Below are 21,857 nucleotides of genomic sequence, written 5' to 3'. Positions count from 1 at the left end.
CGCGCCGCTAAAGCGGTACCTTCACTTCATTCGTCTGCCTGACGGACCGCCGGGGGATGGCACATCGTGTGCCGCCCCGCCTTACGCCCGCATCCTTGCGGGCTATCCTGGCAGACTCATTACGTTCAGCGCTGCGGATTGCCAGCCCCAGAACGACCCCAGCCTGCTCTGAAGCTTCAGTGCGTGTTGTTAAAACAAGCATTACGCCATTTATAGCGACCGATTAAATCCCTATTTCAACGCTGCACAGGCTGTCGCAATGCGTTTTCCGGCTTCGCGCACGCTTTCGATATCCGTGGCAATCGACAGGCGGAAATACGGCGACAAGCCATACGCGCTGCCCGCCACGCCGGATACGCCGCTTTCCAGCAGATAATTCAGCACATCCTGTTCGCTTTCCAGACGTTCACCATTCGGGCGTGTTTTGCCCAACAGCCCAGCACAGCGACAGAAGATAAAGAACGCCCCTTCAGGATTCAGCACCTCAATGCCTCCAACCGGACTGAGCTGCGCCATAATCGCATCGCGACGATCCTGATAGGCCGCACGCTGCGATGGCAGGAAATCCAGCCCGCCGTTTAATGCAGCCACCGCCGCCGCCTGACTGATAGCGCTGGCACCGGAACTGTTCTGCGACTGCACCACAACCATGGCATCAATTAGCGCTTGCGGACCGGCACCAAAGCCGATGCGCCAGCCGGTCATGGCATAGGTTTTCGACACCCCACCCACTAGCAGAACGCGTTCGGCTAAATCTGGCGCGACCTGCAACAGGCTAACGTGCTCACGTCCATCAAACAGAATGTGTTCATACAGTTCATCCAGCATGATCCACACATTAGGATGGTCACGCAGCACCGCCGCCAGCGCGGTTAACTCTGCCGCGTTGTAGACCGCACCAGAAGGGTTGCCCGGATTGTTCAGCACCAGCCAGCGGGTTTTATCGGTAATCGCCCGCGCCAGCTGCTGCGATTGCAGCTTGTATTCCTGCTCCAGCGGGCATTCGAGCAGCACCGCGTTCCCGCCGTTGAAACGCACGCTATCGGGGAACGTTGGCCAGTACGGCACCGGCACAATCACCTCATCGCCATCATTCAAGGTAGCGGCGAAGGCGTTGAAGATGATCTGTTTCGCACCGTTGGCGATGCAGAGCTGCCCCAGCGCATAATCCAGCTGATTTTCACGCGCCAGCTTAGCCTGCACCGCTTTACGCAGTGGCGTGGTGCCATTGGTCGGCGTATAACGGGTCTCACCATTATTCATGGCTTCAACGGCAGCATCACGGATGTGCTGCGGCGTATCAAAATCCGGCTCACCGGTAGTGAGATCCAGAATATCCACACCCTGCTCTTTCAGCTGGCGCGTCAATTGACGCGCCGCCGCATTGGCAGAGAGCGACACGGACTGCACACGCTTTGATAAGGTGACCATGTTCAGCTCCTTTAGGGTTTACAGCGCTGGCAGACCGAGGTTCTCGCGCAGCGTGGCGAATTCATAATCGTCGCGGAACAGGCCACGGCGACGCAGTTCCGGGATCACCAGTTCTACGAACAGATCCAGCTGCTCTGACATGATGGCAGGCATGATGTTGAAGCCATCGGCGCCGCCCTCTTTCAGCCACAGCTCAAAGTCATCGGCGATGTCTTCAGCAGTACCGACAATCACGCGGTGACCACGCGAACCTGCTGCCACGGCAGCCAGTTCACGTAAGGTCAGATTTTCGCGCTTCGCCATATCCGTCATTAATTTGACGCGGCTCTGGTTACCTTCACCCAGCGGCACTTCTGGCACGGGACCGTCGAGTGGATACTGGCTCAGATCCATGCTGAAACGCAGCGACAGCTGGCGCAGACCGTTTTCGATATCCACCAGCGTGTTCAGCTCTTTCCACAACGCTTTGGCTTCTTCACGGGTGCGTCCAACAATCGGCATCACGCCCGGCATGATCACCACGTGATGCGGATTACGTCCGGCGGCGATCACCTGATCTTTCTGCGAGCGGTAGAAGGTTTGCGCTTCTTCCAGGCTGGCGGCAGCGGTGAAGATCACTTCGGCGGTTTCGGCCGCCAGTTTTTGCCCATCAGCAGATGAACCGGCTTCGATGATCACCGGACGTCCCTGTGGAGAACGCGTGATATTCAGCGGACCCTGCACCTGAAAGTGCTCGCCGTCATGATTAATCGACTTAATTTTGTCATTAACGAAGTATTCACCGGTCTCTTTGTTCGGCTGCACCGCACCCGCTTCCCAACCTTCCCACAGCTTGTTGGTCACTTCGAGGAACTCACGCGCACGTGCATAGCGCTCGGCGTGGTTTGGCATATCGTTGCGGCTAAAGTTGCGTGCTACATCGGTGGAGAATGACGTCACCACGTTCCACGCTGCGCGACCACGGCTGATGTGATCCAGCGACGAGAAGCTGCGCGCCATGGTGAACGGATCGCTAAAAGTGGTGGAAGCTGTCGCTGCCAGGCCGATACGTTTAGTGTTTACCGCCAGCGCCGACAGCATGGTCAGCGGCTCAAGGCGCGCCATGGTTGAAGGCAGACGGTACATGCTGGTCGCCAGCGCATCACCCACAAAGAACAGGTCAAATTTACCGGCTTCGGCTTTCTTCGCGATGGTGATCAGCCAGTCAATGTCAGTGGGATCGCCGAGTTTTTCCGTCAGACGCCAGCCGCTGACGTGCTGTCCAACCGGTTGTACAAAGAGACCCAAGCGGATGCGTGTTGTTGATGCAGTAGCCATGAAGTTGTCCTGGTCAATAAAAGAGTAAAAGTTAGAAACGGTTCTCGGTCGCCAGCAGCGCCTGCTCTAGCGCATCCGCATGAATGCGGAACGGCAGACGTTCAGCGCTGGCCGCCGGGAATTTAATCTGTTCTGCAATCGTGCGAATCGCCGCTGCACGGTCGCCGGTCAGCGGTGCTAACGTCAGCGGCATCGCGTACTGACGCAGCAGTGCCAGCAGTTCCGCATCGGGCTCGCCGTCGTTTTCAATCAGCGATTGCACCAGCAGGCTGTAACCGACCTTTTCACCGTGCAGCCAATGATGCAACTCGGGCTGATGCGTCAGACGATTATGAATGGCGTGGGCAAAGCCAGGCGTCGGCAGTTGATCGCGCACGCTATTTGCCAGGCCGGCCAGCACGATGTTGGCATCAATCACTTTCACCAACTCCGGCGTGACCTGCTGCTTTTCATTGGCGCTAACGGCGGCTTCACCCAGTTCGCGATACACATCCAGCGCGCGTTGCGCCGTCATCACTTTGAGATCGAGAGCCAGATCGTGTGGGTTATTGCGCAGATAAGGTGCGAATTCGTAATACTTCGCCAGCGCATCCACAATGCCGGCTTTGAGATAGCGCACATCGCTGCGGGCGATCACTTCGCTGTCCACCAGCACCAGCTCCGGCATTTTCCCCAGCGGCTGGCTGCGCACATGGCCGCCCTGCTCGTTATAAATGATGGCCACCGGCGACCACGCGGCGCAGGTGGCGGCGAGCGTGGCAAAGTTGATCACTTTCAGATCCGGTAACTGGCTGCCTACCGCTTTGGCAGCATCCAGCACGCGACCACCGCCCACGGCAAACAGCAGCTCGGCTTGCTGTTGCTCGACATTGTTTTTAAGCGTTTCGATGGCGGCATCGGTGCATTCACCGTGCAGATACTCCAACTCCCAGCGGATACCATTGGCTTCTAAACTCTGGCTTAATTCCGGATTAACCGCCTGCCAGGCGTTGGGAGAAGTGAAGATGCGGATATGTGTGGCATAAGGTTTGATAAATTCACCGGCACGCGCACGCAGGCCGGCTTCATGTGCATAAGCACGCGGAGATTTGATCGCTAACACGTCGTCACCCTGATTAAGAATAAGGCTATAACGAGAAAAGTTATTTTATTTCATGAGGTTAATGCGAAATAGTTATAGCGCTATGTAATTTATGCATACTACGGTAAATCGCGATATAAGCAATGGAAAAGCCGCCATTTCATTTTCACAAATTCGCATTAGCTTAGTTATTTTTCACATATAGAAGCACAAGCCATTACTGATATTCTGAGTTGCTTAGCACGCTGGGTATTTTGTTTTTGGCGCAGATGCGCGTATTTTTCGGGGAACACTATGTCACTTGAATTTCGTCAGGTTAGAGAAGACGAGGTGGATTTTTATCAGGCTCTGATGCATGCCGCCTACGCACCCACGCTGGCTTTGGGTATCAAATTTGATGCTGCGACAGCGGACCGTGAAAAGACGCTGCGCCATCTGCAAAGTCACGGCGTTTATGCGCTTTACGCACAAGGCACCATGGTTTCCTCCGTGACGGTGCGCTATCCATGGGGCCGCTGCCTGGGCCGTTTGGTCTGCCGCATATTGGCTGGTTCGGTGCCCATCCCGACTATCCCGGCAAACAGTATGGCCGCCAGGTACAAGATCGACTGGAGCAGGAGATCTTACTCGGCCAACTGCGCGCACCAGCGGTTTCCCTTGGCACCGCCACCAGCCATCCGTGGTTGATCGAAATGTATAAAAAGCGCGGCTTCCAGCTGATGCACACCACCGATCTCGGCAAAGGCCACATCACCCAATATATGAAGAAAGTGCTGGATGACAGCGCACATGATGCGTGGATGACACGTCAGGCCGCACAACAAGGAAGCAAAGCATGAGTTTTGATGAAAGCACATTGGGCCAGCATTTGATTGCCTTCCGCCATGAGTTACACCGTTTTCCTGAACTCTCTAATGAAGAGTTCGAAACCACCGCGCGTATTCGCCAGCAGCTTGAACAGCACCAAATCCGCGTGCTGGATCTGCCGCTGAAAACCGGTTTGGTAGCGGAAGTGGGTCCCGAAAATGGGCCACTGATCGTGCTGCGTTCCGACATTGATGCACTGCCGATTGAAGAGCAGTCTGACGTCACCTTTCGTTCGGAACGGCCGGGCGTGATGCACGCTTGCGGACACGACTTCCACAGTTCCGCCGCGCTGGGCGCAGCGATTCTGCTCAAACAGCAGGAAGCGAGCTTAAAGGGCCGCGTGCGTATTTTGTTCCAGGCCGCCGAAGAGACCGGCCAGGGCGCGCCGGATGTGATTGCTACCGGCACTCTGCAGGATGCCGTGACGATTTTCGGCATTCATAACGATCCTTCTCTACCACCGGGCGTGATTGGCAGCAAAGCCGGTCCACTCACCGCCGCCGTCGATCGCTTTGATATCAAAATCACCGGCACCGGAAGCCACGCCGCTAAGCCGCATCAGGGCAACGATCCTATTGTGATTGCCGCGCAGATTGTTTCTGCCGCACAAACGCTGATCAGCCGCAATGCGCCTTCTGGCGATAACGCGGTGGTATCCATAACCCAGATCCACAGCGGCAGCACATGGAACGTGATCCCTGACAGCGCGTGGCTGGAAGGCACGGTGCGTTCGTTCTCGCAGGAGACGCGCGATCGACTGGAGCAGCGCTTCCGCGAGATTGTGCAGGGTATTGGCGCCGCCTTCGCTGCCAAAGTTGAGTTCAACTGGCATGCGGGACCGCCGTCGGTGGTGAACGATGCACATTGGGCCGATTTCGCCCTGCAGCAGGCGACCGCCAGCGGCTTTGAAGCCCGCGTGGTGGAAGCCAGCCCGATTGGCGAAGATTTCGCCTTCTATCAACAACAGTTGCCGGGTGCCTTTATGATGATTGGCACCGGCGAACCTTATGCGCTGCATCATCCGGCGTTTCGTATTAACGATGATGTGCTGCTGCCGACGTCACGCTATCTGGCCAATCTGGCTGTGGCAGCGCTGAACAGTGTGGCGCCGCAATGAGTATCACCGCTGCCCTCGCTGAGCTTATCGTCCACAGCCAACCCGATGCCGCTGCACGTGATGCAGCGCGCGAAGGGGTAAAGGATTTTCTCGCCGCCAGCTGGCCGGTGCTGCAAGGCCAGGTGCCGGACAGCGGCTTGCCTGCACTGCGAACCGTGTATGGCGACGGCAGCTCACGCTCGCAAGCCTTGCTGCTCGGTTATGCCGCTCACGCACTGGATTACGATGATTTTCACGCCGATTTTCGTGGCCATCCAAGCGTAGTGATTCTGCCCGCGCTGTTCGCCTGGCAGCAGCAACAGCCTGCGGAAATTGATGATTTTCTTGATGCCTACGCCATTGGTGTGGAAGTTGCCGGGCGGCTGGGTCTGGCTGCCAGCCAGCAGCATTATGCGTTGGGTCATCACAACACCGCGACGCTGGGCACGATTGCCGCCGCCGCCGCGCTGGCGCGTTTACTGAAACTGGATGTCCGCGCAACCGCTACTTTGCTCGGTATCGCCACCACCCAGGCCAGCGGGCTGCGCGCGCAGTTCGGCTCCGCCGTCAAACCCTGCACGCTGGATTTGCGGCAGAGCGCGCGGTCACGGCAGCCCAGCTGACGCTGGCAGGTTTTGATGGCAAACAGGATGGTGTGATCGAGGCTTTCCTCGCGGCCAGCAGCAACGGTGCAGCCCAACCTGAACGATTGATCGCGCAATGGGGCGATCCGTGGCGCATCGTGACGCCGGGGCTGGAGTACAAACCGTTCCCGACCTGCGCCGGGACACACAGCGCAGCGGAAGCCGCGCGCATCCTGCGTGATAGCTGGTTATCCGCGGGTAACTCGCTGGAAGCATTGCTGGATAACATCACGGATATTAGCGTGGCGTTCCCTCCGGGCGGCGATATTGCCGCCTCCGTGACCACGCCCACCAATGGGATTGAAGCGCGCTTTAGCCTGGAATACGTGATCGCCGCGATGTTGATCTATAACGATCTGCGCCTGGAAGATTTCGCTGAGGGAGATCTTAATCGCGCAGTGCTGCCGCTGGCGGCGAAAGTGCGTCGTACGCCTGATGAAAGTGCACCGCCGGATGCGATCAATCCCGCGTTGCGTTTTCATCTGGTGACTCTGACCTTACGCGATGGTACACAGTTGCAGCATCGCCGCACCCGTCAGCAATCATTGGCCGCTGGCGTGGATGTGGAGAGTAAATTGCGTCTGGCGTTGAGTCAGGAATCGGGCGAGCGATTGCAACAGTTGCAGCAGAGCAGCGAATTGCAGACAACGGCTGATCTGGCGTCGCTGCAACAGCTTTTACGAATTTAATATTAAGAGGTGGCGCGCGGACCTTGAACCGCCGCTCACTGCCAGACTCTTCGCTTAGGCACACTCCATGACCAAAACCCAGCGACTACTGGAACTCGTGCAATTGTTACGTTGTCACCGATATCCGGTGACTGCGCAGCAGCTTGCAGAGCAGCTCAGCATTAGCGTGCGCACCGTATATCGCGACATCATCAGCCTGCAGCAGCAAGGCGTCGAAATTGAAGGCAGCGCCGGGTTAGGTTATTTGTTGAAATCGGATGGGCATCTGCCGCCGCTGATGTTCTCGCGCCATGAACTCGATGCACTGGCGCTAGGCCTGGACTGGGTCAGTCGCCACACCGATGCCGAACTGAAATCTGCGGCACAACATGCGTTGGCCAAAATCCACGCCGTATTACCGGAACATTTATCTCACGCGCTCGACCATCAATCGCTGCTGGTTGCCACGCGTGGCGAAGTGCTGTTTGAAACCCATCTGCCCGAAATTCGCCAGGCAATCCATACGCGGAATAAGATCACTTTACGCTATAAAGATCTCAAAGAAGCCTCTTCCATCCGAGTGATTTGGCCAGTGGTGCTGGGCTATTTTGACCGCGTCCGCCTGCTTTGCGGCTGGTGCGAATTGCGCCAGGATTTTCGCAATTTCCGCGTCGATCGCATTGAAGAGATTGTGGTGAGTGAGGAGTATTATCCCGGCACTCGTCACCAACTGCTCAAACGCTGGAAGGATTATCATCAGGTGCGGGTGGAAAATGGTTATCGGGATCCTTGAATATCCCTACGAATGACAATCCTCTACGCCGTTGCATTCAGTACAGTTGCTGAAATTGCGAAAGAAAACTACCCGAACGGCTGATTATCGATCACTCTTCAATACATAGATTCGTGATGGCAACGCTTGTTGCTTAAACTATGTCACCCCTCAAGGAGGCACTATGTACTGGAAAATAGGTTCTTGTTCGCTGCTGGTGATGATCTCGTTTCTCGCGGTAGCGAAATCCCCGTACAGCAACCTGTCCTATGCGCTGCGCGAGCAGCAGATCATCACTGACCTGCGCGCTCACTGCCATCTGGCACAGGATATTCCTGACGATCGCATTAAGCAGGTGTTTCTCAACAGCGCGGACAATCACGATGCCATCGTGAGCGCGGCGGATGCGCTGAAAAAGAAAAATCAGCCTGGCTATCGTCAGCACATCGAACAGGTGAGCTGCCCGAAACTGGCGATGTTTGCGCCTAAGTAATCTGACAAGCGGTTGTTGTCGATCAGCGCAGACTGGGTGGCCAGCATAATGACTACAGCAGCCCGCTGTACAGCACCGGTCCTGTCGGTTGTCCGGTCGGCGATCCGCCTTGAGGTTCAAGGCTGATGGCGATAGTGGTGCCGGCTGGCAACGCTTGCTGGTTCAGCTCAATTCGGGTGGCGGTGTTGTTAGCCAGCAATCCCAAAGACACGGGCTGTTTACCCGCCGGTATCACCCACAGTTGCAGGCTGTTATCTGCATTAACCGCCACCGCCGACAACGGCGCTAACTGAAGATAGCGGCGATCGCTGCTGCGGCTCACGACCCATTGCCCATGCTGCTGCGCGTCGCCCAGGATGATCAGTGGCGCGAACTCATCTGGTCGATGGTTGTAATACGACACCAGCGTGAACGCCGCCAGCCCCGCTGCAACCAGCCAACCGACGTAAGGATTGGCACGTTTGACCGGTGTTTTGGCGGGCAGGCTTAAGGTGATTTTTTCCAGACGCGTTCAGGCGGCGTTTGAGGCCGCAAATGGGTATCTAATCCGGTTAACATCGTCTGCCAGTTGGCGACTTTCGCGGCGAGTTCAGGCTCCTGCTGAAGCCGCCGTTCAAAGCGCAAACGGGCATTGCCGCGCAGTGTTCCCAATGCATATTCGGCCGCGAGTGCGTCATCATGTTGCTTGTTGTTGTTCATAGGCCCACGCACTCCCGAAGATGCTCCATCGCACGACGGATCCAACTTTTCACTGACCCAACCGGCTGTTGTAACCAGGCAGCAATATCGCTGTGCGACATCCCCTGATAGTAAGCCAGCGTGACACTTTGCCGTTGCTCACTGCTGAGGTGCTGCAAGCAATGTTGTAAACGGGCCGCCTGCGAATCATCAAACGGCTGCTCTGTACTATCAGCATCCGTTTCCTGAGTGCTGTCACTGTATTCCTCTGACGCCAATGCTTCACGCGCCTGCCCGCTGCGCAACCAGTCGATACAGCGGTTACGCACAATATGCGTCATCCATGTCATGGGTGCGCTGAGTGCGGCATCATAGCTGTCGGCTCGGTTCCAGATAGTGAGGAAGCAATCATGCAGCACTTCTTCCGCCCAGGCTGGCTGGCGCAAAGTGCGCAATGCAAGTGCAAATAAATGCGGAGAAGTGAGTCGATACAGTTGTTCAAATGCCGGGCGATCGCCTTGCGCAATCGCCCGCAATAATTTCACCTGCTGTTGAGCCAAAACGTTATCCATGTTTTTCCCGGAAGGCATTGAAATGCCTTCCGAGTATAGCCAATTACTTAGGCATCAGGACGGTGTCGATGACGTCGATCACACCATTTTTCTGGTTTACATCATAAGTACTGATATTGGCCACATTGCCCTGGCCATCTTTCAACTGAATATTGTGAGGACCGTTGCTCATAATCCATAAAGGCTGACCGTTAACGGTTTTCAATTCCGCATGACCGCCGCCTTGTTTGATTTTCATTTCCAGCGCTTTCATATCGTATTTACCGGCCACGACGTGGTAAGTGAGGATGCTGGTGAGCTTGGCTTTGTTTTCTGGTTTCACCAGACTGTCTACGGTGCCCGCAGGCAATTTGGCAAACGCGGCGTTGGTTGGCGCGAAGACGGTAAAGGGACCTTTACCCTGCAGCGTGTCGACTAATCCCGCCGCTTTGACTGCTGCGACCAAAGTGGTGTGATCTTTTGAGTTGAGGGCATTTTCAATGATGTTTTTCTGCGGGTACATGGCGGCACCGCCGACCATGACAGAATCAGAATTCATGGCTGCGAAGGTGGTGGCAGTGAACATTAACGCGCCTGAGATGACGGCAGTGGTGATTAGCTTTTTCATCATAAATCCTCGTTGTAGGGGAGCGAAGGAGTTGCTCACAACGGGATATACGTAAGGAGGGGCTTAACTGGATGCAGGCTGGCGAAAATAATTTTAAAAAAATCACAAGACGGCCAAAACAGCCGTCATGTGTGCAGTTACCTGCGGTTAAATCTGGTCTTCAGGCTCAAGCGCGTCCTGAATCGCATCCGCCAGGTTGGAGATCTCATTAGCAACCGCCTGAAGATCCCACGACGCTTTTGAACCGCTGGCGGAGGTTGAGGCACTGACGGATTCCTTCGCCACAGCTAAAGCGGCCGCCACAGCGATGGTCCGCTTGTGTTGTTCCGGCGTCATACCCATTGGGGGTGGTGCAAAGTAGTCATTGACCATTTCATCTCTCCGTTTACAGCGTTCAGTAAAAAAATCCTGTGTGTATTATCAGGATATTGAGCGCGAGTGCGACTAAAAGTTCATACCGGGCTTCTGACAGTTGTGCAGAGTGGCGACATCACTTGCCATACATCCACAAATGAGCTCGCCAACACATTGATCTCTCTTGAGGCTCAATTTAAGAGCCAGTTACATAGATATAATTGCGCCAACAGAGTATCGACGGATGTAAAAAAAGCCGTATCCTCCAGGACACAGCTTTAATTGAAGCCTTAAATGAGTTTTCACGCGCCCTGTGAATGATTTGTTGCAGCGATTTACTCTGGAAATCTAATCTGCCGCACTCAGCGATTAAAATGCTGCCTGCAATAAACTGCTGTCTGTATGCGGCTTTTGATACGGTGTTTTGCGTGCTTAATCACTGCCATCCACATAGGGTGAGCGGTGTTTCTATTAAACTTTTCGAGAGCCGTGAGTAGTTCATCCCATTTCACGACCTGCTGTGCCTTGTCTTTGCCCAAAGTCTCTTTCATATGCTGTATAGTCGCATCCACCTGCATTTTTACTTCAGTAATACTTTTTCCTGACTGGTGAAAAGCCGCCAGTTTTCTCAACTGGACCGCATAAAACTCAACGTCTAAATCCAATGCGTTCAAACGCACCTCAACAATTATTTTTCTGAAATTAAGTTGTAGCTCTTTGTGGGTAATTTGAAAGGCTAACAGGAAAATAAATATCCTCAACATGTTTGTAGCATTGCTATTCAGAAAAACCAAAATTGTATGAACGTACAAACTTCAAGGTCTCTATCGAATAAAGCCAAATTGTACAATTCCGAACTGAATACCTTAAAAATTAACCACTGATAAAAAAAATTATTTTTTCTTTCCAATTCATCATGCGATCCATCAAAAAATGAGATAAAACGTCCATTATCACAACAAATGATTAATATCATTTCATTAAAACAAAAAGGTAAATAGAATACACCTCATACCACTCTGAATTTATCATTTATCGTTGTACAAGTTTAAAAATTCTGTATAAGTTTGTCGTGCGATTTAAATCGCTCGTAACGAATGATGCATTGCATCGCCTCTGTAAGTGTTTTTGGATTTCCACTTACAGAGGTATTTTTACACCGTGCGGTATCTTCGCCCGCCATGTCGAGCGTTTATAAAATTTATTATTTACAGCATGAGGCTTTATGGACATTACTGCGACACGTGAGTCTCAGCTCTTTGAAAACTCCAGTATAAACAGTGGGCAATATCATACCGAACTCGCTGTTTTGCATGAGGTTCGTCTGGAACTCACCTCAAGAAAAAACGCATTACGAATAAGGATATTATCCTTGCTCTTATTCTGAGGCTTGAAACAGAACATGATGAAGCCGTGCAGAATATTTACCGAAATGCACTGGAGATGGTTGTTTTGAGTACTCAGAACGACACCCAATCCTGAGATGTTTGTTGTGTAAAATTTTTAGTGAATAAGGACGTTTGTCTTCTCGTATACCAACAAAATTTGCCCCAGAGAACTGGGGCTTTTTGATCTGATTTAATCACTCATCAATTGCAGGCATCAACGTTCACTAATCCTTAAATAAGATTTTCGGAGCTTGCCGCCATTAAGCATTCCTGGATATTACTCTGCTATCACTTAACTTCGCTTAGCGAGTGTGATGGCAATAAACACGCTCATGATTTCGACTACTGACAGATTCTGTCACAACCCTCTCGTACTCTACAGCGGTAAACACACAAGGAGAAAAACCATGTTCACTGCTGATATGACCATTCTGTACGTCCCGAACGTTGTGAAGAGCGCCGACTTTTATGCATCGCTGTTTGATATCAAGCCAATTAATGTCACGCCCACTTTTGCGATGTTTGTTTTTAACAACGGATTCAAACTGGGTTTGTGGTCGAAATACACCGTTCTGCCGTCTGTGGATACCCAGCAGTTCACGCCCAACGGCGAAATCACTTTCAAGGTGCAACACAAAGCGGACGTGGATTTCCTTTACAACGAATGGGGCGCCTTCCGTGAGATCACCATTGTGCAGTCGCCTGCAGTGATGGATTTTGGCTACACCTTCACGGCCATCGATCCTGATGGACACCGTTTACGCGTGATGTGGTTGCAGCTGGAAGAGTGATGTTCTGGGGCGGCCATGCGGCCGCCCATACTCAAAGCTAACCTTGCGGCGGGATAAATGCCTGCACCGGCGTCAGTTCTCCGGCGTATTTGCGCACCTGAACTACGGTGATCTGTCCACTGCATCCCTGCGTCAGCGAGGACGTGCCAATATCCAGCGTCAGCACATTGGGGTTGCCGTGACGACATAACGGACGCAGCGCGGTGGGATCCACCGGATCGTACCAGGCACCCGTTGGCAACTGCACCACGCCCGGCATCACGCTATCGGTCACGCGCGCACTGGCCAGCACGTGGCCGCGCGGGTTGTACAGTTCGATAATCTCGCCGTCATTGATACCCAGCGATGCCGCATTATCAGGATTCAGGCTGCACACCTCACGGCCATCGCGTTTGCCGCTCAGGCTGTAATCACCGAAATCCAATTGGCTGTGCAAACGCGTGGCGGGCTGATTGGCGATAAGCCAGAACGGATGATCGGCATCGGGCTTTTGCTGCGGCTCTCGCCACACCGGATGTCCCGGACAGTTTTCATAATCAAAACTGGCGATGGTCGCCGAATAGATTTCGATTTTTCCGCTCGGGGTTGGCAGTGGTGATGCCTCGGGATCGGCACGGAAGGCATTCATCATCCGCCCACCGTCTTTGAGCTGCGGCAACTCCAGCACGCCCTGCTGCCAGAACTGTTCGAAATCGGGGATTTCAACCTGATGCATCGCCAGCTTTTGTTGTAACTGCGCGTAGTGATGTTCCAACCAGCCTCGCGTATCGCGACCTTCGGTAAACGCCTCTTCGCTGCCTAGCAGACGTGCCAGCTCGGTAAAAATCGTGTAGTCATCTTTGGCTTCACCGTGCGGCTGCGCGACCGGCTGCATGGCAAACAGATGACGATCGGTGGGCGCCCCGCCGACATCTTCGCGTTCTAAGGTCATGGTTGCGGGCAATACGATATCGGCATGGCGCGCGCTGGCGGTCCAGGCAATCTCATGCACAATCAACGTATCCAGCTGGCAAAATGCCTGGCGGAGTCGCGCCAGATCCTGATGGTGATGGAACGGATTGCCGCCCGCCCAGTAGGCTAAACGAATATGCGGATAGGTTAAGCGGCGGCCATTGTAATCGAACGGTTTACCGGGATTGAGCAGCATGTCCGAGATGCGTGCCACCGGAATCAGGCGATCGATGCCATTTTTACCCTGCGGCAAAGCGGGAAAACTCACCAGATTGTGGTGTTTGCCGTAATGACCCAACGCGCCCAGCGCATAGGTGTAACCGCCGCCCGGTAAACCCGGTTGACCCAGCGCGGCGGCCAGCACCAGCCCGAGCCACACCGGTTGTTCACCATGCTCAGAACGTTGTAGCGCATGCGCAACGGTAACCAGCACGCGTTTACCAGGTAGCTGGCGAGCAAAATCAGTGATAAATGCCGCGCTGACGCCGCAAATCTCCGCTGCCCAGGCGGCATCACGCTGTGTGCCATCCTCTTCGCCGCGGATATAGGCGACCATCTCCGGCCAACCCACGGTGTAGCGGCTGAGGAAGGCTTCATCCGTCAGCTGTTCATCAATCAATACGGATAAAACACCGAGAATAAATGCGGCATCGGTGCCTGGACGCAAGGCCAGCCACTCACCTTTGGCTTCCGCAGGGAGATCACTTTTTAGCGGGCTAACCGAGATAAAACGCGTGCCGCGCTGGGCGGCCTGCTGCATAAAGCCGCGCTCGGTGTGCTCGCTTAATCCGCCGCTCGCCACCTGTGAGTTTTTTAACGCCAGACCGCCAAAGGCGATGACAATTTCACTGTGCTGGGCAATCTCTTCCCAGCTCACGCCGCGTCGTGCAATCTCATTCATGTCGCCGACGATATGCGGCAGCAGCACCGAAGCAGAGCCGGAACTGTAGCTGTTGACGGAACGGACGTAGCCGCCCAGCGTGGTATTCAGAAAGCGGTGCACCTGACTTTGCGCATGGTGAAAACGTCCAGCGCTCGACCAGCCGTATGAGCCGCCAAAAATGCCTTCCGGCCCGTGAGTGTCGCCCACGCGCTTCAGCTCACGCGCCACTAATTCACAGGCTTGCTCCCAGCTCACGGCCACGTATTCGTCGTTGCCACGGCGCTGGTCGGGGCCTGGCCCATCTTCCAGCCAACCACGACGCACCATCGGACGCGAAACGCGCGCCGGATGATTAAGTGCCGTATGGAAATTTTGCAGCAGCGGACTGGGATCGGGATCGCCGGCGAAAGGTTTAATGGTGAGGCGATCGCCCGCTTGCTGGGCATGAAAAGCACCCCAGTGGGCGCTGTGCATTACCGGTTTTGCGTCATCACTGTTCCTGGCTATCAAAAATGAAAAACGGTGCTTAGAGCACCGTTGCAATAAAGTTTCTTACGCGCCCGTTTTCCGGGTCATCGAGGACTTGCTGGGTCGGACCGGCCGCCACGATTTTGCCGTCTTCCATAAAGACAATGTTATCGGCGACCTCGCGCGCAAAGCCAATTTCGTGCGTCACGATTACCATAGTGATGCCAGAGTGGGCCAGCTGTTGAATCACCTGCAATACTTCGCCCACCAGTTCTGGATCCAGTGCCGAGGTTGGTTCATCAAACAGCATTACGCCGGGATCCATCGCCAGCGCACGGGCGATCGCCACACGCTGTTGCTGTCCACCGGAGAGATTTTGCGGCCACTCATCTTCACGCCCTGACAGACCCACCTGCTTGAGCAGCGACAGCGCTTTGCTGGTCGCCTGCTGGCGGTTCTGTTTTTCACACGCATCGGCGCATCAACGATGTTTTGCAATACGGTGCGGTGCGGGAACAGGTTGAACTGCTGGAACACCATGCCAATTTGCGCGCGTTGACGCGCAATCTCACCGCTGCTTAACTCGTGCAGCGCCTGGCCTTTCTGTTTATAGCCAATTATTTCGCCACCGATGCGAATGGTGCCGCCATCCAGCTTTTCCAGATGGTTGATGCAGCGCAGCAAGGTGGATTTCCCCGAACCCGAAGGACCGAGGATCACCGTGACCGAACCGGCGGGAATATCCAGATTCACTTCATCGAGGATAGTGACGCCGGAAAAGCGTTTGGTGACTTTACGTAAGGCGATCGCTTCAGCCATTGCTTACGCTCCTTTCAGGTTTTTGCGCGCTAAAGCCCGGCAAGGATTTAAACAGGCTGCGTTTTTCGCGGCGCGTAACGCCACGGCCAAAATAGCGTTCAACATAGAACTGACCAATCGACAGGACCGAGGTCATCAGCAGATACCACAGTGTCGCCACCAGCAGCAGCGGGATCACTTCATAAGTACGCTGATAAATAATCTGCGCCGAGAACAGCACGTCCTGCAGTGAAATCACTGATACCACCGCGGTGGTTTTCAACTGGCCGATAATTTCATTACCGGCGGGCGGCATAATGGCGCGCATCGCCTGCGGCAACACGGTATGACGAAAAATCTGCGATGGACGATAGCCCAGCGCCCGCGCCGCTTCCAGCTGGCCGTTGCCGACACTCTGGATACCCGCACGCACAATCTCAGCAGCATAGGCTGACTGGTGCATCACCAGCGCGATCACTGCCGCACTGAATGGACTTACCAACGCATTGGATTGGGTGCTCCAAAGCTCGCCCAGTCCTGGGATAGAAAGTGAAATCGTCGGATAGAGCGCGGCGATGTTGTACCACAGGAACAGCTGCACCAGCATCGGTACACCCCGGAAGAACCAGGTGTAGAACCAACTGACGCCCACCAGCACCGGATTGGATGAAAGGCGCATCAGCGCCAACACCGTACCAAAGGCGAAGCCCAGCACCACCGAAATCGCCGTCAGCTGTAGCGTCATGAGAACGCCCTGCAGGATCGATTCGCCGGTGAAGTTTTCCGCAATCACACTCCATTCGAAGCGTGGATTGTTAATCATCGAGTGGGCCATCGCCACGACGCACAACAGTACCACCAGCGCACTCAGCCAGCGTCCGTAGTAACGTTTGCCGACGATCCGCAGATCGTCAGTGTGGTCACGAACATCACTCATTGAAAGATTTCCTGGTTACGTTTGGATTCTTTGACTGCGCCAAAACCGATGCCCCAGTTATCGAGGATCTTTTTGTAGCTGCCATCTTTGATCAGCGAGTTCAACGCGGCCTGCACGGCTGGCTCCAGCGCCGAGTCTTTCGGGAAGGCGACGGAAACCGGCGCGTCATGCACGGTGATTTCGCCGCTCAGCGTAATAGGCTTAATCACCTTCGCCTGCCACAGCAGACCTTCGTACGGGCCCAGGAACATCGGAACACGGCCACTGACTACGGCTTGCACACCGGCTGGACGATCCGGGAAGACTGATACTTTAATCGGCTGTTTACCCGCCGCTTCACAAGCTTTGCTGGCTTCTTCCAGACGCGTCACCTGCGTGGTGCCTGAACCGGCGCCCACTTCTTTACCGCAGACCTCGTCCAGCGTTTTGAATGGCGCAACGTTGGCATCTTTGCGCGAAATAATACCCAGCAGGCTGGCATCGTAATAACTTACGAAGTCGATGATCTTGGCGCGGGTTGGCGTGGCATTGATGTTGGACAGCGCAACGTCATAACGACCGGTTTTCAGACCTGGAATAATGTTGTCGAAACCGCCGGTGTCACGCCACTGGACCTGAATCCCTAAACGTTCGCCCACGGCGTTCATTACGTCGATTTCACGACCGGCCAGGGTTTTGTTGTCTTCTTTATAGAAGGTGGTCGGCGGCGTATTGGGGTTGGTTCCTGCCACGATGTAACCGCGCTTAACCACATCTGCTGGCAGCAGGCTTTTCAGCGCAGGATCGGCCTGAACATGGAGTGAGCTGTCGGTTGGAACGGATGGATCGGCGGCAAACGCGGTGTGCGCACTCAATGCGAGTGCAAGCAAGGTGATACCTTTGGCGAGTTTCACTGGAACCTTCTCCTGATATATATAAATGTTTCCCTAAAGGGAAAAGGCGTTGAGGTAGCGATGTATTTTTCTTCTCTCTCGCCTCACGGCGGAAAGAAATTTTCATCCTCTAAACGTCCCGCAGTCATTCTCAGTAAGATATGCAGCGATCACAAATGCGAAAAACGGATATCTATTGCCAGATTTCGGGAATAGCTCGTGACGCGCAGGATTACAGGGATGACCGCGCCAACGATGGCGCGGTGTCAGGTGAGGTATTCAGAATCAGTCAGGTGTTCAGAGACCTGCTTTAACCATGGCTTATGATCGTTTTCTTCTTAGCAAGACATTATCGTTCTAAGCGTTTGCGTATCGGCTCAAACTCTTTGGTTGCGTGGCGCGGAATGTTATCGGGTAAATTTTGCTCAGCGGCCTGCCAGTATTGCCACGGCACTTTCTTGTCGCCCAGTTCGTAATCCATGCCATCCCAGCTGTCTTCACGAAAACTGTAGAACGCCCAATGCGCCAGCTGCTGATCCAGCACCGTTAACACATCCTCCAGATATTGTGTGCAACCTGACAAGCTGCGTACACAACCGAACTCCCCTACCACCATTTGATGACGTGCCACGCCGTGTGCTTTTGCCCACTCGAACGGCAGCGCTAAATATTCTGCCACGCGTGGTGCATCCCACTGTTGCTGAGCCCCCGCATAAGGCACCTTGCCGGGATAGGGCCACGGCGTTGCCCGTTTGGCATTGGGCGCGCTGGTGGCCGAATAGGGTTCATACATATGCACGCTATACAGCACGCGCTTGTCCTCTAGCGCCTGAGGCCAATAACTGAAGGCATCGGCGGCGGCAAACCATCCGCTGTCCACCATCACCGGGGTGTAGGGATCCACTTCACGGATAGCCGCAATCACACTGCGATAAAACGCCGGTAAATCACGAGCCGATCCCTGCTGCTGCTGATACCAGCTTTTCATGGCGATCGCGGGCGCATGTTCATCGAGGCCGCTCATTTTTTCCGGGGCCGGCTCGTTGATAATGTTATAGGCCGCAATCGCCGGGTGGTCTTTCAACGCTGCCGCCAGATCTCGCCAATAACGCGCGCTTTGTTGCCAAAAGGCTTTGTCTTGCCACAGTCGGTCGTCGAACTGTCCACCGTTGTTTTGTGACCAGCGCATGCCCGGCAGCGATAACGGTGTAATGACGACTTTTAGCCCTGCTGCCTCGGCGTGGTCTAACACCGTTTTCAGCGTGGCCAAATCTTCCGACACAATTCCCTGATAACGGTCAGCATTGCCCAGCAAGAAATCGCGCTGTTGCGTTGGCCATTTATCCCAGGACAGACGTACCCAGGAAGCACCGTAACCCTGCAGCGCTTCGAAATACGGCTGCTGAGGCGGAATACGATTAAAACTGTTTCCGCCATGTTGCGGTTGCAACCAAAAATCCATCTTTTCGCTGGCTTTAACGAGGGAGATTGTCATGGAAATGACGAGCAAGAATGTAAAGGTTTGTATGACAAGGCGCACACTTTCTCCTTAATTATCGAGGATCCATCGCACCCTTTTTGGCGCGGACTCGACGTTAAACTCATTCCCAGATAGTTACTGTGCGTTACCACTGTTTTTAGTGAGCTGATTTGTAAGGAATTGATGACACTGTAATGAACTCCCTTGCCCTGGATTGCTTTCTGACACTTTTCACTCCTCCGCTTTACGTTTCTTCACGCTTCCTGCGCATTTAGTGCCAATCGTGGAGAAATAAAGGAGACGGCCTGTTCGTGGATATACAATGATAAGCATTCTCATTATCATGCGCATTTGCTTACATATGTTAATACTTCAGGGAGAAGATTTAAGTGAATGTAAACTTGTATGTCAGGAAACGTCCAATTGCGCTGTTTGTAGCGACCTTACTCACCTCACCGGCTTTCGCGGCAGAACCAACAGAAAAACTGGCTGACGATGAATCGATGATCGTCACCGCGGAACAGGGTTTGAAACAACAGCCTGGCGTTTCCACCATTACCGCTGAAGACATCAAGAAAAGCCCGCCGGTTAACGATCTCTCCGATATCATCCGCAAAATGCCTGGCGTGAATCTGACCGGCAACGGTGCCAGCGGCAGCCGTGGTAACAACCGTCAGATCGATATCCGTGGCATGGGCCCGGAAAATACCCTGGTGCTGGTAGATGGTGTGCCGGTGAGTTCCCGTAACTCTGTGCGTTACAGCTGGCGCGGCGAGCGCGATTCTCGTGGCGATACCAACTGGGTGCCCGCAGAGATGGTTGAACGTATTGAAGTGATCCGTGGCCCAGCGGCTGCGCGTTACGGTTCTGGTGCGGCTGGCGGCGTGGTGAATATCATCACTAAACGCCCGACCAATGACTGGCATGGATCGCTGTCACTGTTCACCAATCAGCCTGAGAACAATAAAGAAGGTGACACGCGTCGCGCCAACTTCAATTTGAGTGGCCCGCTGGCAGGTGATGCGTTAACCATGCGTCTGTATGGCAACATCAACCGCACTGATGCGGATGCTTTCGACATCAACACGGCAGAAAATGGTTCATACGCGGCCGGTCGTGAAGGCGTGCGCAACAAAGATATCAACGGTGTGTTGTCATGGAAAATCACGCCATTGCAGGTGATTGATTTCTCCTACGGCTACAGCCGTCAGGGCAACATCTACGCCGGTGATACCCAGAACAGCAACAGTAATGCCAGCACCGACGGATTAGTTGAATCACTTTACGGCGATGAAACCAACCGTCTCTATCGCCAGACCTACGGCATTGTGCATAACGGCATTTGGGATTGGGGCACCTCGAAATTAAACTTCAATTACGAGAAAACCAATAACACCCGCCTGAAGGAAGGCACGGCGGGCCGTACCGAAGGGATGATCAATACTGACGAGTATGCTACCAGCCGACTGGAAAGCTACCGTGCAGGTGGAGAAGTTAGCTTCCCTCTGCAACTGTTGGTGGACCAAACCGTGACGCTCGGAGCGGAATGGAACCGTGATGAGCTGAACGATCCGGCCTCAATGCTCACGCAAACCGCCACCGGCGTAACGCTGCCTGGCAGCTCAGGCGATCCGTCGCAGCGCAGCAGCAAAAATGACGCGACCATCAGTTCTCTTTTCTTTGAAGACAATGTCGCCGCCACCGACAGCACCGAGGTGATTCCTGGCTTGCGCTTCGATTATCACGACCAGTTCGGCGCAAACTGGAGTCCAAGCCTTAACGTGTCTCAGGGCTTAGGTGAAAACTTCACGCTGAAAGCGGGTATCGCGCGCGTCTTTAAAGCGCCAAACCTGTATCAATCAACGCCGGGTTATTTGCTTTCGACACGTGGCAACGGTTGCCCAATCGGTTTGACACAATGTTATTTGCTGGGTAATGGGGATCTCGATCCGGAAACCAGCGTTAACAAAGAGATTGGCATTGAGTTCAGCAACCAAGGCTATGTGGCGGGTATCACCTACTTCCGTAATGACTACAAAAACAAAATCGTCGCGGGCACCGATCCTGTCTATTCTGAGGCGGGCTACAACGTGCTGCGCTGGGAAAACGGCGGCAAGGCGATTGTGGAAGGACTGGAAGGCAACCTGACCATCCCATTAGTTGTCGATACGCTGGAATGGCGTACTAACGCGACCTATATGTTCCGTTCGGAAAGTAAGGACACCGGTAATCCGCTTTCTATCATTCCAGAGTTCACCATCAACTCTCAGCTGGAATGGCAAGCAACACAGGATCTGAGTGCCAACATTAACTGGACACAATATGGTCGCCAAAAGCCACGCCAGTTTGCGGAAACTAATACTGATGTAACGAACATGACCACGAAAGAGATCAAGCCGTACTCTGTGTTCGGTCTTAACGTTAACTATGACATCACGAAAAACTTGCGCGCTAATGCGGGTATCAACAACCTGTTTGATAAACAAATTTACCGCGAAGCTACCGGTGCTATTACCTATAACGAACCAGGCCGCGCCTATTACGCTGGCGTCACCATGTCGTTCTAAGCCCTGATGGGCGGCCTTCTCAAGGCCGCCCCAATTTGTTCTTGCGTCTCACATTCCTATCCCTCTGTTAACAAATCAATTACCACTCGAATCCTCACAAATATTTTTTGAAATTTAGCCTGCAAATTTTGATGGTTTTACG

Annotated in this window: 17 protein-coding genes and 4 pseudogenes; 8 read left to right on the top strand and 13 right to left on the bottom strand. The window is 53.9% G+C overall.

What is annotated here, in order from left to right; translation table 11 throughout:
* Window positions 1–231: 231 nt before the first annotated feature.
* Genes HA45_RS16605 through HA45_RS16595 form a run of 3 tightly spaced genes read right to left on the bottom strand, consistent with a single transcriptional unit; the run spans window position 232 to window position 3,850 of the window.
* Window positions 232–1,431: an aminotransferase class I/II-fold pyridoxal phosphate-dependent enzyme gene (locus HA45_RS16605; RefSeq protein WP_100704059.1), complete on the bottom strand. Its 1,200-nt coding sequence runs from the start codon at window positions 1,429–1,431 to the stop codon at window positions 232–234.
* Between the two features lie 18 nt (window positions 1,432–1,449).
* Window positions 1,450–2,748, bottom strand: a complete 1,299-nt coding sequence (locus tag HA45_RS16600) for an LLM class flavin-dependent oxidoreductase (RefSeq protein ID WP_100704060.1) — start codon at window positions 2,746–2,748, stop codon at window positions 1,450–1,452.
* Between the two features lie 31 nt (window positions 2,749–2,779).
* Window positions 2,780–3,850 (bottom strand): iron-containing alcohol dehydrogenase family protein, encoded by a 1,071-nt coding sequence (locus tag HA45_RS16595; RefSeq protein ID WP_100704061.1) that lies wholly within the window; start codon window positions 3,848–3,850, stop codon window positions 2,780–2,782.
* A gap of 273 nt (window positions 3,851–4,123) precedes the next feature.
* On the opposite strand from HA45_RS16595, the pseudogene HA45_RS16590 reads away from it, so the two are divergent.
* From HA45_RS16590 to HA45_RS16570, 5 genes and pseudogenes are all read left to right on the top strand, one after another.
* Window positions 4,124–4,668: pseudogene (locus HA45_RS16590) on the top strand (GNAT family N-acetyltransferase).
* On the top strand, window positions 4,665–5,813 hold the full coding sequence (locus tag HA45_RS16585) for an amidohydrolase (protein WP_100704063.1): 1,149 nt from the start codon (window positions 4,665–4,667) through the stop codon (window positions 5,811–5,813). Before HA45_RS16590 ends, HA45_RS16585 begins: the two are co-directional and overlap by 4 nt.
* Window positions 5,810–7,125: pseudogene (locus tag HA45_RS16580) on the top strand (MmgE/PrpD family protein). The gene HA45_RS16585 and the pseudogene HA45_RS16580 overlap by 4 nt, the downstream one beginning before the upstream one ends.
* Before the next feature lie 67 nt (window positions 7,126–7,192).
* On the top strand, window positions 7,193–7,897 hold the full coding sequence (locus HA45_RS16575; protein WP_100704065.1) for a helix-turn-helix transcriptional regulator: 705 nt from the start codon (window positions 7,193–7,195) through the stop codon (window positions 7,895–7,897).
* A 163-nt stretch (window positions 7,898–8,060) separates the two neighbouring features.
* Window positions 8,061–8,369, top strand: coding sequence for a YicS family protein (locus tag HA45_RS16570; protein ID WP_240629293.1), 309 nt, complete (start codon window positions 8,061–8,063; stop codon window positions 8,367–8,369).
* 52 nt (window positions 8,370–8,421) lie between these two features.
* On the opposite strand, the pseudogene HA45_RS29345 reads toward HA45_RS16570, so the two are convergent.
* The 5 genes and pseudogenes from HA45_RS29345 to HA45_RS16540 form a co-directional block, all read right to left on the bottom strand.
* A pseudogene (locus HA45_RS29345) lies at window positions 8,422–9,068 on the bottom strand (anti-sigma factor).
* Complete coding sequence (locus HA45_RS16560) at window positions 9,065–9,619, bottom strand: RNA polymerase sigma factor (protein ID WP_100704175.1); 555 nt, start codon at window positions 9,617–9,619, stop codon at window positions 9,065–9,067. The pseudogene HA45_RS29345 and the gene HA45_RS16560 overlap by 4 nt, the downstream one beginning before the upstream one ends.
* A gap of 43 nt (window positions 9,620–9,662) precedes the next feature.
* Window positions 9,663–10,226 carry a fasciclin domain-containing protein gene (locus HA45_RS16555; RefSeq protein ID WP_100704067.1) on the bottom strand — a complete coding sequence of 188 codons (564 nt, stop codon included), beginning with the start codon at window positions 10,224–10,226 and terminating at the stop codon, window positions 9,663–9,665.
* Window positions 10,227–10,373: 147 nt separating this feature from the next.
* On the bottom strand, window positions 10,374–10,598 hold the full coding sequence (locus HA45_RS16550) for a hypothetical protein (protein WP_100704068.1): 225 nt from the start codon (window positions 10,596–10,598) through the stop codon (window positions 10,374–10,376).
* A gap of 344 nt (window positions 10,599–10,942) precedes the next feature.
* Window positions 10,943–11,344 (bottom strand): hypothetical protein, encoded by a 402-nt coding sequence (locus HA45_RS16540; RefSeq protein WP_100704069.1) that lies wholly within the window; start codon window positions 11,342–11,344, stop codon window positions 10,943–10,945.
* Window positions 11,345–11,930: 586 nt separating this feature from the next.
* On the opposite strand from HA45_RS16540, the gene HA45_RS29090 reads away from it, so the two are divergent.
* Window positions 11,931–12,062: a biofilm development regulator YmgB/AriR family protein gene (locus HA45_RS29090; protein WP_128598979.1), complete on the top strand. Its 132-nt coding sequence runs from the start codon at window positions 11,931–11,933 to the stop codon at window positions 12,060–12,062.
* A 313-nt stretch (window positions 12,063–12,375) separates the two neighbouring features.
* Window positions 12,376–12,759, top strand: a complete 384-nt coding sequence (locus HA45_RS16530; RefSeq protein WP_100704071.1) for a VOC family protein — start codon at window positions 12,376–12,378, stop codon at window positions 12,757–12,759.
* Between the two features lie 37 nt (window positions 12,760–12,796).
* Here the strand turns inward: HA45_RS16530 and HA45_RS16525 are convergent, their stop codons facing one another.
* The 5 genes and pseudogenes from HA45_RS16525 to HA45_RS16505 all read right to left on the bottom strand — a co-directional run bounded on the left by HA45_RS16525 (window position 12,797) and on the right by HA45_RS16505 (window position 19,163).
* Window positions 12,797–15,067, bottom strand: coding sequence for a molybdopterin-dependent oxidoreductase (locus HA45_RS16525; RefSeq protein ID WP_128598978.1), 2,271 nt, complete (start codon window positions 15,065–15,067; stop codon window positions 12,797–12,799).
* Window positions 15,068–15,119: 52 nt separating this feature from the next.
* A pseudogene (locus HA45_RS16520) lies at window positions 15,120–15,880 on the bottom strand (amino acid ABC transporter ATP-binding protein).
* Window positions 15,873–16,796 carry an amino acid ABC transporter permease gene (locus tag HA45_RS16515; protein WP_100704074.1) on the bottom strand — a complete coding sequence of 308 codons (924 nt, stop codon included), beginning with the start codon at window positions 16,794–16,796 and terminating at the stop codon, window positions 15,873–15,875. The pseudogene HA45_RS16520 and the gene HA45_RS16515 overlap by 8 nt, the downstream one beginning before the upstream one ends.
* Entirely contained in the window at window positions 16,793–17,689 is an 897-nt protein-coding gene (locus tag HA45_RS16510; protein ID WP_100704075.1) for an ABC transporter substrate-binding protein, read from the bottom strand. Before HA45_RS16510 ends, HA45_RS16515 begins: the two co-directional genes overlap by 4 nt.
* A 328-nt stretch (window positions 17,690–18,017) precedes the next feature.
* Entirely contained in the window at window positions 18,018–19,163 is a 1,146-nt protein-coding gene (locus HA45_RS16505; protein WP_100704176.1) for a glycoside hydrolase family 5 protein, read from the bottom strand.
* Window positions 19,164–19,549: 386 nt separating this feature from the next.
* On the opposite strand from HA45_RS16505, the gene HA45_RS16500 reads away from it, so the two are divergent.
* Window positions 19,550–21,715, top strand: coding sequence for a TonB-dependent siderophore receptor (locus HA45_RS16500; RefSeq protein WP_205960985.1), 2,166 nt, complete (start codon window positions 19,550–19,552; stop codon window positions 21,713–21,715).
* Window positions 21,716–21,857 lie beyond the last annotated feature (142 nt).

Source organism: Pantoea rodasii (assembly GCF_002095465.1).
Taxonomy (GTDB): domain Bacteria; phylum Pseudomonadota; class Gammaproteobacteria; order Enterobacterales; family Enterobacteriaceae; genus Pantoea; species Pantoea rodasii.
The sequence above is the reverse complement of the archived record's forward strand: the minus strand, read 5'-3'. Positions and strand labels throughout refer to the sequence as shown.

What these genes read in the sequence shown, in the direction of transcription:
- HA45_RS16540 (WP_100704069.1), bottom strand. Translation starts at nt 11,344, where the DNA reads ATGTTGAGGATATTTATTTTCCTGTTAGCCTTTCAAATTACCCACAAA.
- HA45_RS16575 (WP_100704065.1), top strand. Translation starts at nt 7,193, where the DNA reads ATGACCAAAACCCAGCGACTACTGGAACTCGTGCAATTGTTACGTTGT.
- HA45_RS16560 (WP_100704175.1), bottom strand. Translation starts at nt 9,619, where the DNA reads ATGGATAACGTTTTGGCTCAACAGCAGGTGAAATTATTGCGGGCGATT.
- HA45_RS16515 (WP_100704074.1), bottom strand. Translation starts at nt 16,796, where the DNA reads ATGAGTGATGTTCGTGACCACACTGACGATCTGCGGATCGTCGGCAAA.
- HA45_RS16585 (WP_100704063.1), top strand. Translation starts at nt 4,665, where the DNA reads ATGAGTTTTGATGAAAGCACATTGGGCCAGCATTTGATTGCCTTCCGC.
- HA45_RS16550 (WP_100704068.1), bottom strand. Translation starts at nt 10,598, where the DNA reads ATGGTCAATGACTACTTTGCACCACCCCCAATGGGTATGACGCCGGAA.
- HA45_RS16605 (WP_100704059.1), bottom strand. Translation starts at nt 1,431, where the DNA reads ATGGTCACCTTATCAAAGCGTGTGCAGTCCGTGTCGCTCTCTGCCAAT.
- HA45_RS16570 (WP_240629293.1), top strand. Translation starts at nt 8,061, where the DNA reads ATGTACTGGAAAATAGGTTCTTGTTCGCTGCTGGTGATGATCTCGTTT.
- HA45_RS16555 (WP_100704067.1), bottom strand. Translation starts at nt 10,226, where the DNA reads ATGAAAAAGCTAATCACCACTGCCGTCATCTCAGGCGCGTTAATGTTC.
- HA45_RS16600 (WP_100704060.1), bottom strand. Translation starts at nt 2,748, where the DNA reads ATGGCTACTGCATCAACAACACGCATCCGCTTGGGTCTCTTTGTACAA.
- HA45_RS16505 (WP_100704176.1), bottom strand. Translation starts at nt 19,163, where the DNA reads ATGACAATCTCCCTCGTTAAAGCCAGCGAAAAGATGGATTTTTGGTTG.
- HA45_RS16525 (WP_128598978.1), bottom strand. Translation starts at nt 15,067, where the DNA reads ATGCACAGCGCCCACTGGGGTGCTTTTCATGCCCAGCAAGCGGGCGAT.
- HA45_RS16530 (WP_100704071.1), top strand. Translation starts at nt 12,376, where the DNA reads ATGTTCACTGCTGATATGACCATTCTGTACGTCCCGAACGTTGTGAAG.